This window comes from Pseudomonas sp. R2-7-07 (assembly GCF_003852355.1).
Lineage (GTDB): Bacteria > Pseudomonadota > Gammaproteobacteria > Pseudomonadales > Pseudomonadaceae > Aquipseudomonas.
On record NZ_CP027759.1, the window covers coordinates 2440101 to 2454250 of the forward strand.

General features: G+C 63.1%; 13 protein-coding genes. 7 read left to right on the forward strand and 6 right to left on the reverse strand.

Annotation, left to right across the window (positions count from 1 at the left end):
• The first annotated feature begins 8 nt into the window (after window positions 1-8).
• The gene (gene araH, locus C4J86_RS11195) at window positions 9-977 is read left to right on the forward strand and encodes an L-arabinose ABC transporter permease AraH (RefSeq protein WP_124370421.1); all 969 of its coding nucleotides are present in this window, start codon (window positions 9-11) and stop codon (window positions 975-977) included.
• Between the two features lie 127 nt (window positions 978-1104).
• On the opposite strand, the gene C4J86_RS11200 is transcribed toward araH, so the two are convergent.
• Window positions 1105-2253: an aldose epimerase family protein gene (locus C4J86_RS11200; RefSeq protein ID WP_124370422.1), complete on the reverse strand. Its 1149-nt coding sequence runs from the start codon at window positions 2251-2253 to the stop codon at window positions 1105-1107.
• Window positions 2254-2391: 138 nt separating this feature from the next.
• On the opposite strand from C4J86_RS11200, the gene C4J86_RS11205 reads away from it, so the two are divergent.
• Entirely contained in the window at window positions 2392-3159 is a 768-nt protein-coding gene (locus tag C4J86_RS11205; RefSeq protein WP_124362478.1) for an SDR family NAD(P)-dependent oxidoreductase, read from the forward strand.
• A gap of 146 nt (window positions 3160-3305) precedes the next feature.
• Here the strand turns inward: C4J86_RS11205 and C4J86_RS11210 are convergent, their stop codons facing one another.
• Window positions 3306-4247: an AraC family transcriptional regulator gene (locus tag C4J86_RS11210; RefSeq protein ID WP_256681405.1), complete on the reverse strand. Its 942-nt coding sequence runs from the start codon at window positions 4245-4247 to the stop codon at window positions 3306-3308.
• A 110-nt stretch (window positions 4248-4357) separates the two neighbouring features.
• On the opposite strand from C4J86_RS11210, the gene C4J86_RS11215 reads away from it, so the two are divergent.
• Together C4J86_RS11215 and yghU are read left to right on the forward strand one after the other, a co-directional pair.
• Window positions 4358-5584 carry an MFS transporter gene (locus tag C4J86_RS11215; protein ID WP_124370423.1) on the forward strand — a complete coding sequence of 409 codons (1227 nt, stop codon included), beginning with the start codon at window positions 4358-4360 and terminating at the stop codon, window positions 5582-5584.
• A 45-nt stretch (window positions 5585-5629) separates the two neighbouring features.
• Window positions 5630-6457, forward strand: coding sequence for a glutathione-dependent disulfide-bond oxidoreductase (gene yghU / locus C4J86_RS11220; protein WP_124370424.1), 828 nt, complete (start codon window positions 5630-5632; stop codon window positions 6455-6457).
• Window positions 6458-6509: 52 nt separating this feature from the next.
• On the opposite strand, the gene C4J86_RS11225 is transcribed toward yghU, so the two are convergent.
• From C4J86_RS11225 to C4J86_RS11235, 3 genes are read right to left on the reverse strand one after another with little or no spacing between them, the layout of a single operon-like run.
• Window positions 6510-7436: a sugar ABC transporter substrate-binding protein gene (locus C4J86_RS11225; RefSeq protein ID WP_124370425.1), complete on the reverse strand. Its 927-nt coding sequence runs from the start codon at window positions 7434-7436 to the stop codon at window positions 6510-6512.
• Between the two features lie 18 nt (window positions 7437-7454).
• Entirely contained in the window at window positions 7455-8234 is a 780-nt protein-coding gene (locus C4J86_RS11230) for a TIM barrel protein (RefSeq protein WP_124362483.1), read from the reverse strand.
• Window positions 8231-9235: a Gfo/Idh/MocA family oxidoreductase gene (locus tag C4J86_RS11235; RefSeq protein ID WP_124370426.1), complete on the reverse strand. Its 1005-nt coding sequence runs from the start codon at window positions 9233-9235 to the stop codon at window positions 8231-8233. The genes C4J86_RS11230 and C4J86_RS11235 overlap by 4 nt, the downstream gene beginning before the upstream one ends.
• A gap of 183 nt (window positions 9236-9418) precedes the next feature.
• On the opposite strand from C4J86_RS11235, the gene C4J86_RS11240 reads away from it, so the two are divergent.
• Complete coding sequence (locus C4J86_RS11240) at window positions 9419-11392, forward strand: sigma-54-dependent Fis family transcriptional regulator (protein WP_124370427.1); 1974 nt, start codon at window positions 9419-9421, stop codon at window positions 11390-11392.
• Between the two features lie 26 nt (window positions 11393-11418).
• Here C4J86_RS11240 and C4J86_RS11245 read toward each other — a convergent pair whose 3' ends face one another.
• Complete coding sequence (locus C4J86_RS11245) at window positions 11419-12468, reverse strand: LacI family DNA-binding transcriptional regulator (protein WP_124370428.1); 1050 nt, start codon at window positions 12466-12468, stop codon at window positions 11419-11421.
• Between the two features lie 162 nt (window positions 12469-12630).
• On the opposite strand from C4J86_RS11245, the gene C4J86_RS11250 reads away from it, so the two are divergent.
• Window positions 12631-13716, forward strand: a complete 1086-nt coding sequence (locus tag C4J86_RS11250) for a fatty acid desaturase family protein (protein ID WP_124370429.1) — start codon at window positions 12631-12633, stop codon at window positions 13714-13716.
• Between the two features lie 111 nt (window positions 13717-13827).
• Entirely contained in the window at window positions 13828-14148 is a 321-nt protein-coding gene (locus tag C4J86_RS11255; RefSeq protein ID WP_053128781.1) for a MocE family 2Fe-2S type ferredoxin, read from the forward strand.
• Window positions 14149-14150 lie beyond the last annotated feature (2 nt).

Here is a 14150-nt window from a genome sequence, read left to right on the forward strand (position 1 = left end):
AGACGACCATGACCACTCAAAACAACGCGCTGCCCTCGGCACGCAAACCCCTCGACCTGCGCGCCTTGCTCGACAACTGGGCGATGCTGCTGGCGGCGGTGGGCATCTTTGTCCTGTGTGCCTTGCTGATCGATAACTTCCTCTCGCCGCTGAACATGCGCGGGCTGGGCCTGGCGATTTCCACGGTAGGCATTGCGGCGTGCACCATGCTGTTCTGCCTGGCCTCCGGGCATTTCGACCTGTCGGTGGGCTCGGTGATCGCCTGCGCCGGCGTGGTGGCGGCGATTGTGATGCGCGACACCGACAGCGTGATGCTCGGCATCGGCGCGGCGCTGCTGATGGGCCTGATGGTGGGGTTGATCAACGGTATCGTGATCGCCAAGCTGCGGGTCAACGCACTGATCACCACACTGGCGACTATGCAGATCGTGCGCGGCCTGGCCTATATCTTCGCCGACGGCAAAGCGGTGGGCGTGTCCCAGGATCAGTTCTTCGTGTTCGGCAATGGCCAGTTGTTCGGCGTGCCGGTGCCGATCCTGATCACCATCGTGTGCTTCCTGTTCTTCGGCTGGTTGCTCAACTACACCACCTACGGGCGCAACACCATGGCCATCGGCGGCAACCCGGAAGCGGCGTTGCTGGCGGGGGTCAATGTGGATCGCACCAAGATCCTGATCTTCGCCGTGCACGGCTTGATCGGCGCACTGGCCGGGGTGATCCTGGCCTCACGCATGACCTCAGGCCAACCAATGATCGGCCAGGGCTTCGAGCTGACGGTGATTTCCGCCTGTGTGCTGGGCGGTGTGTCGTTGAGTGGCGGTATCGGCATGATCCGCCATGTGATCGCCGGGGTATTGATCCTGGCGATTATCGAAAATGCGATGAACCTGAAGAACATCGATACCTTCTACCAGTACGTGATTCGCGGCTCGATCCTGCTGTTGGCCGTCGTCATCGACCGCATGAAACAACGCTGAACCTGATCGTTCCCTCGCTCTGCGTGGGAATGCACCCCGGGACGCTCTGCGTCCACTTCTGAATCGGGACGCGGAGCGTCCCAGGTGGCATTCCCACGCGGAGCGTGGGAACGATCAATGTAGGGTTTTAGTTAGCGGAGAATTTGAACACGGTGTTCTGGGTGTAGGTCTGCCCAGGGTTCAAACGGGTCGAGGCAAACTTGGGCTGGTTAGGCGCATCCGGAAAATGCTGGGTCTCCAGGGTAAACCCACTCCAGTGCTGATAGGTCTTGCCAGCCTTGCCCTTCACCGAACCATCCAGGAAGTTACTGGTGTAGAACTGCACGCCCGGTTCGCTGGTGTAGAGCTGCAAACGCCGCCCCGACTCAGGATCATGCACCTCGGCCGCCAGTTGCTTCACATCGCCCTTGGTGTCCAGCGCCCAGTTGAAGTCGAACCCACCCTGTTTCGGTTCGGCGAACTTGAGCTGCGGATGATCCTCCTTGATGTGCTGGCCGATGGCGGTAGGCTTGAGGAAATCCATCGGCGTGCCCTTGACCGGCGCCAGTTCGCCGGTGGGAATCAGGGTGGCATTCACCGGTGTGTAGTGGCTGGCATGCAAGGTGGCGACCTGCTTGAGAATATCGCCGTTACCCGCGCCAGCCAGGTTGAAGTAGCTGTGGTTGGTGAGGTTGAGCACGGTCGGCTTGTCGGTGGTGGCCTTGTAGTCGATGTGCAGTTCGTTCTTGTCGTTGAGACGATAAGTGACTTCGGTTTTCAGGTTGCCGGGGAAACCCATTTCACCGTCCTTGGACAGGTAGGTGAGGGTGACCCCGACCGAATCCTTGTCCTTGACCGGCTTGGCTTGCCACACCTGCTTGTCGAAGCCCTGGGCGCCGCCATGCAGCGAGTTGGGGCCGTCGTTGAGCGGCACTTGGTAGCGTTTGCCGTCGAGTTCGAAGGCACCGCCGGCCAGGCGATTGCCGAAGCGACCGATGGTCGCGCCGAAAAACGCGGTACCGCCTTGATAGCCTTGTACGTCGTCAAAGCCCAGCACCACATCGTCGACCTTGCCGTGTTTGTCCGGCACCTTCAGCGATTGCAGCACACCGCCGTAGGTAATCACCGTGGCTTGCATGCCATGGCTGTTGCGCAACACGTATTGTTCGACGGCGGTGCCGTCATTGGTTTTGCCGAAGGGTTTGTGTTCGCTGGTCAGGCCTGCGGCCTGGGCGCCGCCGCTGGCGATCAACATGGACATTGCCAGGCCGGACAGCAGGTATCGAGGGTGCTTCATGGTCGAACTTCCTTTTGTTGTTTTTGGATTGAATAGTTCTACTAATGTGCGATATTTCATGATTGAGACAGCGAATTTATAGCCTTTAACGCCGATTTCGTAAAATAAAATAAGACTAATTGATCGAGGCATCACGTTATGAGTACTCAGCAGGCCCTGTATCCCGACCTCAAGGGCAAGACCGTATTGATCTCCGGCGGGGCTTCCGGGATTGGCGAGTTCATGGTGCGGGCGTTCGCCGCCCAGGGCGCCAAGGTGGCGTTCGTGGACCGCGCCCAAAGCCAGGGCGAACGCCTGGCCGCGCTGTTGAACTCCAACGGGCATAGCGTTGAGTTCGAATGCTGCGATATCACCGACGAGATCGGCTATCGCGCGGCGATCGGGCGTTTCGAACATTCCCTCGGCCCGATCACGGTGCTGGTCAACAACGCGGCGAACGATGTACGCCATACCCTGGAAGAAATCGACTCGGAAATGTTCGACCGGCTGATTGCGGTCAACCTCAAGCACGCCTTCTTTGCCGCCAAGGCCGTGGTACCAATGATGAAACAGGCCGGTGGCGGCTCGATCATCAACCTGGGCTCGGTCGGCTGGATGATGGCCTCCGCCGGCTACCCGGTGTACGCCGCCAGCAAGGCCGCCGCCCACGGCATGACCCGTGGCCTGGCGCGGGAGTTAGGCCCCCATCACATCCGCGTCAATACCCTGGTGCCGGGCTGGGTGATGACGGAAAAACAACTGGCCATGTGGGTGGACGACGCGGCCCGCGAGCTGATCGCCCGCAGCCAGTGCCTGCCGGGCAGCGTGATGCCCGAGCATATCGCCAATATGGCGCTGTTCTTGGCTTCCGATGCCTCGGCGATGTGTTCGGCGCAGAACTTTATCGTGGATGGTGGTTGGGTCTAGGCCAGGCGCCACTGTCCAACTGTGGGAGGGGGCTTGCCCCCGATGGCGGTGTATCAGTCAACCTATTTAAAGCTGACCCACCGCTATCGGGAGCAAGCCCCCTCCCACATTTTGAACAGTGGTGTTTATTCGATGGGGTCAGGCCTTCATGCCGAACGCCTGGCAGCCCCCGGCGGCTGCCCGGTGATGCGCTTGAAGGCACGGCTGAACGCCGCCTGGGAGGTGTAGCCCAGGCGTTGCGCCACGGTTTCGATGGGCATGCGTTCCAGGGTCAGCCATTGGCTGGCCAGGCGCATGCGCAGTTCCGTGGCGTAGCGCAGCGGCGGTATGCCGAGGACGGCCTGGAAGCGGTCAGCGAACACCGAGCGCGAGGTATGACACTGGGCGGCCAGTTCCGCCACGCTCCAGTCGTGGCCCGGCTGCTGGTGCAAGGCGAGCAGGGCGCTGGCCAGGCGCGGGTCGCGCAATGCGGCCACCAGGCCCGAGGCGTTGCCACAGGCGCATTCGACCCAGCCGCGTACGATCATCGCCGCCACCACATCGGCGAGGCGCGCAAGAATGCCGGCAAAGCCTACACGCGCCGTGGACATTTCGCGTTCCATTACCGCCAGGATCGGCATCAGCCCCGGGTAACGCTGGCCGCCGGCATCGATCAGCATCAGGGCCGGCATCAGGTTGCCGAGCCCCTGGAGGCTGCCGAGCTCAAATTCCATGCACGCACTGAACAACACCAGGCTGGGGACGGTATCGGGTGATGCATTCACGGCGCACACGGTATCCCCCAACGGTGCGCTGTCGAAATGGTCGATGTCCTGCACGACGGCATCCGGTGCGGATAACAGCGCGTGCGCGCCGCCGTGGGAGATGAACACCGCATTGCCGGCCGACAGCGCGAAAAGGCTGTCGTCCTCGGTGCGCAGCGTGGCGCGGCCGGCCGCGAGAAAGTGGAAATAGGCGTGGCCCGGCCTGGCGCCAAAGCCCATGCCGAAGGTGGGCCCGGCCTGGATGCGCCGGTACTGCACACCCCGCAGGCGCATGCCGCGCAGCAACTCGTTGATCAGCTCTGAAGAAGCGGTGAATGCGTCCACTCAAGTCATACTCGGGGTTTCGGTTAAAAACTCAAGGCTTTGTATCATAGATCATCCTGGTCGGCCTACCTAGACTGAGCGCCTCGCTAATGACTTGAGGAAGACCTGCGATGACTGATTGTGCAGCCCATACGCCTGCGGGCGTTGTGACAGAGCCGGCCTGGCTGGCGGTATTTTCCCTGGCGATGGGGGTATTCGGCCTGCTCACGGCGGAGTACTTGCCGGCCAGCCTGTTGACACCGATGGCCCTGGACCTGGGCGTTACAGAGGCGCTGGCCGGGCAAGCCGTCACGGTGACGGCGGTGGTAGCGCTGTTTGCCGGTCTGCTGGTGCCGGGGCTGACCCGTGGTATCGACCGGCGCGTCGTGCTGCTGGGGTTTTCCACGCTGATGATCGCCTCCAACCTGCTGGTGGCGTTGTCCTCCAGCCTGACGGTGCTGTTGTTGATGCGCATCCTGCTGGGCATCGCCCTCGGCGGTTTCTGGAGCATGGCGGCTGCAGTGGCGATGCGCCTGGTGCCGGCGGCGTCCTTGCCTCGTGCGCTGTCGATCATTTTCAGCGGGATCGCGCTGGGCACCGTGGTCGCCGTGCCGCTGGGCAGCTATTTGGGTGGCCTGTACGGCTGGCGCAGTGCGTTTATTGCGGCGGCCGCCGTCGGCCTGCTGACCCTGGCGTTCCAGGCATTCACGCTGCCGCGCATGGCACCCCATGGCACCGCGCGCCTGCGCACCGTGGTGGACGTACTGCAGCGCCCCGGCATCGCCATCGGCATGTTCGGCTGCGTACTGGTGCACACCGCGCATTTTGCGCTGTTCACCTACATCCGGCCGTTCCTGGAAAGCACCACCGGGGTCGACACCGAAGGGTTGGCGCTGATGCTGCTGGGGTTCGGCGTGGCGAATTTCGCCGGCACGCTGTTCGCCGGTTGGCTGCTGGTGCGCCGCCCACGCACAACACTGGTGTTAATGCCGGTGTTGGTGGCAATCGCGGCACTGGCGCTGGTCTGGTTGCCTGCGTCACTGCCGGGCCAGGCGATGCTCCTGGCGCTATGGGGCATGGCATTTGGCGGCGTGCCCGTGGCGTGGTCGAACTGGGTCGCGCGTGCGGTGCCGGACCAGGCGGAAAGTGCCGGAGGCATGGTGGTCGCGTCGGTGCAGTCGGCCATCGCGGCGGGCGCTGCCGGTGGCGGGTTGATGTTCAGCTTCAGCGGCATTGGTGGGGTGTTTATCGGCGCGGGTGTGTTGATGTTGCTCGCGGCCTTGCTCATCGCCCTGCGTGTGCAGGTGCCTGGGCAAGACGGGGACGCCAGTGTGACGCGCCACGCATCTTTGGTTTAGTCTAAAACCCTTTGTTGATCGCAAGCGCCCCTAGGAGCACCGAGCATGGCTGACTACGTACCCCCCAAGGTCTGGACCTGGGACACCGAAAGCGGCGGCACCTTCGCCAGCATCAACCGGCCCGTCGCCGGCGCCACCCATGAAAAAGCGCTGCCGGTCGGCAAGCACCCGTTGCAGCTGTATTCCCTGGCCACGCCCAATGGGCAGAAGGTCACGATCCTGCTCGAAGAGCTGCTGGCGCTCGGACACACCGGTGCCGAATACGACGCCTGGCTGATCAAGATCGGCGACGGCGACCAGTTCGGCAGCGGTTTCGTGGCGGTAAACCCGAACTCGAAGATCCCGGCGTTGATGGATCACAGCGGCGCTGCGCCGATTCGCGTGTTCGAGTCGGGCGCAATCCTGCAGTACCTGGCCGAGAAATTCGGCGCGTTTTTGCCCACAGAACCTGCCGCCCGTGCCGAATGCCTGTCGTGGCTGTTCTGGCAGATGGGCAGTGCACCGTATCTGGGCGGCGGCTTCGGGCATTTCTACGCGTATGCGCCGAGCAAGATGGAATACCCGATCAATCGCTTCGCCATGGAGGCCAAGCGCCAGCTGGATGTGCTGGACAAGCGCCTGGCGGTGAGCGAGTACATTGCCGGGGACGCCTACACCATCGCCGACATCGCCATCTGGCCCTGGTACGGCGGGTTGGTCAAAGGGCGGTTGTATGGGGCGGCGGAGTTTCTCTCGGTGCATGAATACAAGCACGTCATGCGCTGGGCGGATGCGATTGATGCACGGCCGGCGGTGCAGCGCGGGCGGCGGGTGAATCGGGTGTCCGGCGATGATCAGTTGGCCGAACGCCATAGTGCGAGCGACTTGGACTGAAAGTGTGGGAGGGGGCAAGCCCCCTCCCACATTTGGATCTTCTTGGCTTCAATTATTTGTAGCGCTGTTCGAACACCGCTACCTGTTCGGGTTTTATGAGTTCGAACGGCACCCACACCTCCGACTCAATTGGCTCGCCCTTGATCATCCGCACCGCCGCTTGTACCGCTTGCGTCGCCTGGGCTTTGGGGTCCTGGAACACTGAGGCGGTGAGCAGGCCGCGCCTGATCGCTGCCAGGCCATCGGGCAGGCCATCGATGCCGACAATCGCCACTTCGCCCTTGGCTTTGCCGGCCTGCTGCAAAGCCATGGCCGCGCCAATCGCCATTTCATCGTTGTTGGCCACAATCGCATCGAACTGCGTGCCCGCCAGCAGCCAGTTGCTGGTCAGGTCCATGGCCTTGCTGCGTTGCCATTCGGCACTTTGCTGCTCGACAACCTTGATCCCGGGAAAGTCCTTGAGCACCTGCTTGGCGCCTTCAGTGCGGTCATGGGTAGCGTTTTGCGCCAGGTCGCCCATGATGATCGCCACGTTGCCCTTGCCGCCGAGTTTTTCCGCGAGGTAGCGCATTTGCAATTGCCCGGCTTCGATGTCGTTGGACGCCACGGTCACGACCCCCTTGGGCAGCGTGCGTTGGTCGGGATGGCGGTTGACGTACACCAACGGCTTGTTGGCGGCCACGGCGGCGCGGGTCATATTGGCGGTGGCGGCGGTGTCCACCGGCAGCACGATGACCGCGTCGACGTTCTGGTTGAGGAACCCTTCGACCTGGTTGAGCTGACGCACCACGTCGCCCTGGGCGTCCTCGAACTGGATCTGCACGTCCTGTTGTTTGGCGGCCGTTTCAAGGCCGGTGCGTACGTAGGTCATGAAGTTATCGTCGACCCGCGCGATGCTCACGCCGATGCGATACGCGGCGAAGGTCCATTGGCTGAACAGCAGCAACAGGGTGGCAACGATCAATGAATAGCGATGCATGAGGTGTTCCTCTTGTTGTTATAGGGTGAATGCCTGGCGAAAACGCTCCAGGGCGGCTTCGCTGTCGCCGCTGGCCCAGGCTTCCAGGCCGACCACGCCGCTGTAGCCGATGGCCTGCAGCGCCCTGGCAATCGCCGGGTAGTGGATTTCGCCGGTGCCGGGCTCCTGGCGCCCGGGCACGTCCGCCACCTGGATTTCACCGATGGCGCTGCCCGCGCGCTGGATCAATTCGATCAGGTTTCCTTCGCCGATCTGCGCGTGGTAAAGGTCCAGGTTCATTTTCAAGTGCGGGCTGCCCACGGCCTCGATCAGCGCCAGGGTGTCGTCGGCGCGGGCGAATGGCGTGCCGGGGTGGTCGACCTCGGTGTTGAGGTTTTCCAGCAGGAACACGCGGCCGGCGTCTTGCCCCAGGCGAGCGATTTTCTCCAGCGTCTTGCAGGCGCTCAGCCACATGCGCCCGGTGGTCCGGCTGACGGGTTGCACCGGCAGGCCGCCGTCACCCAGGCCGGTGCCGTGCAGGTTAAGGCTGGGGCACTTGAGGCGCTCGGCAACGCTTAGGGATTCGCGGGCGCTGTCGAGCAAGTGGCGGATACCGTCGGGGTCGGTGAGCGTGCCGCTGATGTAGCCGGTCATCGAGGTGAAGTCCGCGCCCGTCGCGGCCAGGGCGTTGATGTCCTTGTCTGTCCAGTTCCAGATTTCGGCGCTGAAACCCAGGGCATGAATCCGCTTGACCCGCTCGACGAAGGGCAGGTCCAGAAACACCATCTCGGCACTCACCGCCAGCTTGAACGGGCTCATAGGCTCACCGCCGTGCCTTGCTCGTAGGATTGGATACAGGCGCGGGCAATCGCCAGGGCGGCGCGGGCATCTTCCCCGCTGGCCAGGGGCTTGGCGCCGCTTTGCAGGCAGTCGACGAAGTGGTTGAGCTCGGCAATGTAGGCATCGCGCAACAGGTCGGTGTCCAGGCGCTGGGTGTCGGCCTGGATGCCTTGGGCCTGGTAGCGCACCAGGTCGCAGGCCTGCACGCCGCCCATGGTCAGCATGCCGGCACTGCCGAACACCTCACCGCGCACGTCATAGCCATACACCGCCTGGAAGCTGGCTTCGGCGGTGGCAATCGCGCCGTTATCGAAGCGGATCGTGACTACGGCGGTGTCGAGCAAACCCTGGCTTTTGTAGTCCGGGGCGATCAGGGCGTCGGCCATCACCTGCACTTGCACCGCTTCGGCGCCGGGGTTGAGGTAGCGCAGGGTGTCGAAGTCGTGGATCAGGGTTTCCAGGAAAATCACCCATTGCGGTGAGGCGCCAGGGTTGTTCAGCGCCGGGTCGCGGGTCAGGGAGCGCAGCAACTGCGGGGTGCCGATTCGGCCTGCGGCGACGTCGAGGTGGGCGGCGCGAAAGCTCTTGGCGAAGCGCCGGTTGAAGCCGACTTGCAGTGGCACTCGGGCATCGGCCGCAGCGGCGATGGCGCGGTCGGCTTCATCGAGGGTGATCGCCATGGGCTTCTCGCAGAAGATGCCCTTGCCGGCACGGGCGGCGCTGATCACCAGTTCGGCATGGCTGCGGGCGGGGGCGGCGATGAGTACGCCGTCGATATCCGGGTCGTCGAGCAGTTGCTGCGGGTCGGTGTAAACCTTGGCTACACCCAGCTCTGCCGCCAGACGTGCGGCTTGCCCTGGGGTAGGGTCGGCGATGGCGGCGAGGCAAGCGCCGGGAATGTGCCGGGCGGCGGTCAGGCCGTGGAAGCTGCCCATGCGGCCGGCGCCGATCAAGCCCAGGCGGATGTTTTTTGTATTCATGTATGAACCCTTTTTATTGTTGGCCTCAGGACGATCCTGGCGGGCAAAGGGGTAAGAGCAAGGGCTGTGCCAAAATCCAAGTGACTGATATTTAACGGTTATAAATAAACATCAGAAAAATAGTGTTCATTTAAAAGACATGTCTATGCTGACATGTCGAAAACATGAACATGGACCCCCCTTATGAGCATGGCGATCAGTGCGCAAGACCTCGATTACCTGACGGCGTTGGGCCCTGCCGCGCTGAATGACGGCCCGTTCGCAGCCTTGGAGCAAGCGTGGCAGGCCTGCCTGGGCGGCCAGCGCCAGCGCCCGCCCGAGGTGCGTCAGACGATCTGGGATTCCTGGCGGCGCAGCATCGAGGCCGGCATCGATCCGGCAGACAATGCCTACCGTTTCGTCGCCGCCGACACATTGGCGGCCACCCTGGCCAGCCACCGCGTACTGATCGCCGCCGCCGCGCAAGTTATGCATGGTTTGCTGGCGTACAACCCGCGCGGGCATATCAACCTCACCGACGCTGACGGCACCACTTTGTATTTCTGCGGGCTGGACATCACTCCCGTGGGCAGTCGCCTGCTCGAATCGGTGCAGGGCACCAACTGCACCGGCCTGGCGCTGGCCGAAGATCATCTGGTGTATGTGCTGGCCGAAGAAAACTTCGCCGTCGGCCTGCGTCAACGCCGCATGCATTGCGCCGCCGCACCGATCAAGAATGCCCAGGGCCAGACCCTGGCCATGCTGACGCTGACGGCCGAGCCCGGCTGGTTTCACTTCCATACCCTGGGCACCGTCCAGGCGGCCGCCGAGGCCGTGTCGCGGCAGATGGCGCTGCAGGCGTTGCTGCAAGAGCAGCAAACCGTGCTTGAAGTGCTTAACGAAGGCTTGGTGGTGCTGGACGAACGCGGGTGCATCAAGGCGATCAATCGCTATGCACGGCAACTGTTCAATGTGGGCCTGGAGCTGCTCGGCAGCCCCTTCAATCGCCTCGCTCGCAGCGAGCTGAGCGACGCCATGCTCCTGCGCGGCGGCGAAAACCTGCGCGACCTGGACTGCACCTTTCACTTGCACGACCGCAGCCAGCTCGCCTGCCTGGTCTCGGTGTGCCCGCTGGAGCAGGGTGGGGTGATCCTATCGGTGCGTGAAAACCGCCGCATCCGCGAAATCACCCGGCGCATTGTCGGCACCCAGGCCCGCTACACCTTTGAAACCATCCAGGGCACCTCGCGCGCGATCCAGGACGCGCTGCACCTGGGGCGCATTGCCAGTCGCAGTGATTCCACCACCTTGATCCTCGGCGAAAGCGGCACCGGCAAAGAGTTATTTGCCCAGGCGATTCATAACGCCAGCGAGCGTTGCAATGGCCCCTTCGTCGCAGTCAACTGCGGCGCGATCCCACGGGACCTGGTGCAAAGCGAGTTGTTCGGCCATACCGAAGGCGCCTTCACCGGCTCGGCACGCGGCGGTTCGGCGGGCAAGTTTGAACTGGCCGATGGCGGGACTATTTTCCTCGATGAAATCGGCGACATGGCCTTCGACGCGCAAGTCAGCCTGTTGCGCGTGTTGCAGGAAGGCGAGGTGACCCGCGTGGGCGCGAAGACCTCACGGCCAGTGGATGTGCGCATCATTGCGGCGACCCACCGCAATCTCAGCCAGGCGGTGGCCGAGGGGGCGTTTCGCGAAGACCTTTACTACCGCCTCAACGTGCTGAATATCACCGTGCCGCCCCTGCGGATGCGGCGTGACGATATTCCCTTGCTGGCGCGGCATTTCCTGCAGCGTTGCGCGCGCTCATTGCGCAAATCGCTGCAAGGATTCTCGCCGGATGCGCTGGCGTTGCTGTCAGCCCATGGCTGGCCGGGCAACGTGCGCGAGCTGGAAAACGCGATTGAGCGGGCGACCAACCTGGCGATGGGCGAGTGGATCGAGCCTGGCGATTTACCTTTGGAGGCCAGACCGCGCGCCCCGGCCAGCCTACATGCTGCGCCGCCTACGCAAGACCTGAGCAGCCACGAAATGCATGCCATCGTCGCCGCGCTGAAAAACACCGCTGGCAATATTCGCCTGGCCGCACAGCAGCTGAACGTGTCGCGGGGTGGGCTGTACAACAAGATGAGCCGATATGGCCTGAATGCGGCTGATTTCCGCAGGCCCTGAAACGTCCGGCAAACCGTTGTTGCGGCTCAGTTGCCGACATTCTCCGAGGTCACGATTTGCGGCGCAATATGCACACGATGCTGCTTGGGGTCGAACGCCTCATCAGTCTGCAACCGCACCAGCAACTCAATCAGCGCCACCGCCGTCTGGCGCGGCTGCGAATCCATCACCACATCGATCAACCCTCGGCCCAGGGCCTGGCGCGACAGTTCGGTGGACTCCTGCAAAATGCAGCACAACGCCGGGCGCTTGGGCAGTTGCGCCAAGGCGTTGATCACGCCGTCACCGCCACCGCCCACCACGCACAGTCCGCGCAAGTCGGTGTGGCGGCTGAGCAGGTCGAGGGTGGCTTCTTCGGTGATGTCGCAGTTGTCCAGATTGATCAGGGGTTCCAAGGGCTTGAGCCCCGGTGCGTGTTCGGCCAGGTAACTGTGCAAGCCTTCGACCCGCGCCTGGTGGCCGAGAAAACGGTGGCCCCCCAGCAAGATGCCCACACTGCCTTTGCGCGCACTGCAGGTACGCGCCAACAGCCAGCCCATGGTGCGGCCGACGACGTGATTATCCTGGCCCACATAAGGTTCGGCCGCGCGTTCGTGAATGTCCGAGAGCAGCGCCACCACCGGCACCCCGGCTTCGCGGATCTGCGTCAGGCACGCATTGATCAACGGGTGGGCGAAGCTGACCACCGCCAGCGCGTCGCACTGCACGGCCAGTTGCTCAATCTGCGCGACGATGGCGCTGGGTGTGCGGTCGACGATGTAGTCGAACTGGCAGGTCAGGTTGGCGCTGGCGTGCTGCTGCGCCGCCGTGCTGATCGACTGGGCCAGGTTGGCATAGAACGCCTGGGCGGTGCCCAGCAGGAGAATGCCGAAACGGTAAGTCGGGCGCCGTTCGCGAATGCGCTGGCCGATCAGCCGCGCGGCGAAATAACCGACCGCTTCGGCAGCCTGGAACACCTGTTCGGCGGTGTCCGGGTTGACCGGTGCGCGAGCGTTCAATACACGGTCGACGGTGGCCACGCTGAGTCCCGCATGGGCGGCAACTGTGGCGATGGTCGGGCGTTTATGGGTATTCATGGCGAGCCCCTTGAGCGTCTTGATAGAAAACTATCAAGCTCCGCTGGGCCTGGATGATAGCTTGATAGGGAATGGATTCAAGCCCTTGAGGCTGATTTGGCCGCGCTCTATGGTTGGTTTCGCAAAGCCCCTGAAACCTCACGCTTGCGGAGAACAATAACAATGCCTGAACACACCGCTCACCGCGCCCGGCGCGATTACAGCCTGACCGGGCCCGAAGCCGCCCGCGCCGCCGAAAAAGGCCTGGTCTCGGCCCGTTGGTACCAATCGCCGATCCCGCGCAAACGCATGAAGGAACTGATGCAGCGCCGTGACGGCCCGGCCCTGGTCGACACGGCCATCTGGTTCACCGCGTTGTTCGTCACAGGCTTTGGCGGCTACTGGTTCTGGGGCTCCTGGGCCTGTGTGCCGTTCTTCCTCGCCTATGGCGTGCTCTACGGCACCGCCTCCAACCCGCGCTGGCACGAAACCGGGCATGGCACGGCATTCAAGACCCGCTGGATGAATGACGCGCTGTACCCGCTGGCGTGCTTCATGTGCCTGTTCGAACCCCATGTGTGGCGCTGGAGCCATGCCCGGCATCACACCGACACCATCGTCGTCGGCCGTGACCCGGAGATCGTCGAGCCGCGTCCGCCAAGCTTCTGGATGATGTTTCTGAGCCTGTTCAATCTGCCCCTGGCCTGGAAGACCTTCAGTGGTGTGGCCCGCCATGCCATCGGCCGCATGAGCGCCCAGGAGCAGGACTTCATCCCCGAATCCGAATGGCCCAAAGTGTTTCGCGCCGCGCGCATCTGGGTGGGCATTTACGCGTTGATCATCGGCACCGCCTTGTACCTGCACAGCTGGTTGCCGCTGATGCTGGTGGGGCTGCCGAGTCTCTATGGCGCCTGGCTCGGCTACCTGTTCGGCCTCACCCAGCACGTGGGCCTGGCCGAAGATGTGCTCGACCACCGCAGCAACTGCCGCACCATCTACATGAACCGCGTGCTGCGCTTTATCTACATGGACATGAACTACCACCTCGAGCACCACATGTACCCGATGGTGCCGTACCACGCCCTCGAACTGCTGCACGAAGAAATCCGCAGCGACTGCCCGCCGCCGTACGCCAATCTGTTCGAGGCCTACAAGGAAATCCTGCCAACCCTGTGGAAGCAGCGCAGCGACCCGACCTATTTCGTCCAGCGCCCCACCCATAGTGGCGAGCGAGCTTGCTCGCGCTGGGCTGCGCAGCAGCCCCAATAAACCTGACGCGGTCTTTCAGATAACCCTCAATCGCGATCCTGGGGCCGCTTCGCAGCCCAGCGCGAGCACGCTCGCTCGCCACCAGGAACGTTATTCACCTGGAGAAAAATCATGAACGATCAATGGATCGACGTCTGCGCCGTGGGCGAAATAGACGAAGAAGACGTGTTGCGCTTCGACCACGGGGCACACACCTATGCGGTGTTCCGCTCCGCCGACAATGAGTTTTTCGCCACCGCCGGCCTGTGCACCCACGAAAAAATCCACCTGGCCGACGGCCTGGTTATGGACCATGTGATCGAATGCCCCAAGCACAACGGGCGTTTCGATTACCGCTCTGGCAAGGCCCTGGGCGCGCCGGTCTGTGTCAACCTGAAGACCTACCCGGTACGGGTCGAAGCGGGGCGAGTGTTGCTCGCTGTCACGGCGTGATG

Excerpts from the sequence above, each read along its gene's own strand:
- C4J86_RS11240 (WP_124370427.1), top strand. The coding sequence starts at position 9,419 with ATGAGCATGGCGATCAGTGCGCAAGACCTCGATTACCTGACGGCGTTG.
- C4J86_RS11250 (WP_124370429.1), top strand. The coding sequence starts at position 12,631 with ATGCCTGAACACACCGCTCACCGCGCCCGGCGCGATTACAGCCTGACC.
- C4J86_RS11205 (WP_124362478.1), top strand. The coding sequence starts at position 2,392 with ATGAGTACTCAGCAGGCCCTGTATCCCGACCTCAAGGGCAAGACCGTA.
- C4J86_RS11225 (WP_124370425.1), bottom strand. The coding sequence starts at position 7,436 with ATGCATCGCTATTCATTGATCGTTGCCACCCTGTTGCTGCTGTTCAGC.
- C4J86_RS11200 (WP_124370422.1), bottom strand. The coding sequence starts at position 2,253 with ATGAAGCACCCTCGATACCTGCTGTCCGGCCTGGCAATGTCCATGTTG.
- C4J86_RS11235 (WP_124370426.1), bottom strand. The coding sequence starts at position 9,235 with ATGAATACAAAAAACATCCGCCTGGGCTTGATCGGCGCCGGCCGCATG.
- C4J86_RS11230 (WP_124362483.1), bottom strand. The coding sequence starts at position 8,234 with ATGAGCCCGTTCAAGCTGGCGGTGAGTGCCGAGATGGTGTTTCTGGAC.
- C4J86_RS11255 (WP_053128781.1), top strand. The coding sequence starts at position 13,828 with ATGAACGATCAATGGATCGACGTCTGCGCCGTGGGCGAAATAGACGAA.
- C4J86_RS11215 (WP_124370423.1), top strand. The coding sequence starts at position 4,358 with ATGACTGATTGTGCAGCCCATACGCCTGCGGGCGTTGTGACAGAGCCG.
- C4J86_RS11245 (WP_124370428.1), bottom strand. The coding sequence starts at position 12,468 with ATGAATACCCATAAACGCCCGACCATCGCCACAGTTGCCGCCCATGCG.
- araH (WP_124370421.1), top strand. The coding sequence starts at position 9 with ATGACCACTCAAAACAACGCGCTGCCCTCGGCACGCAAACCCCTCGAC.
- yghU (WP_124370424.1), top strand. The coding sequence starts at position 5,630 with ATGGCTGACTACGTACCCCCCAAGGTCTGGACCTGGGACACCGAAAGC.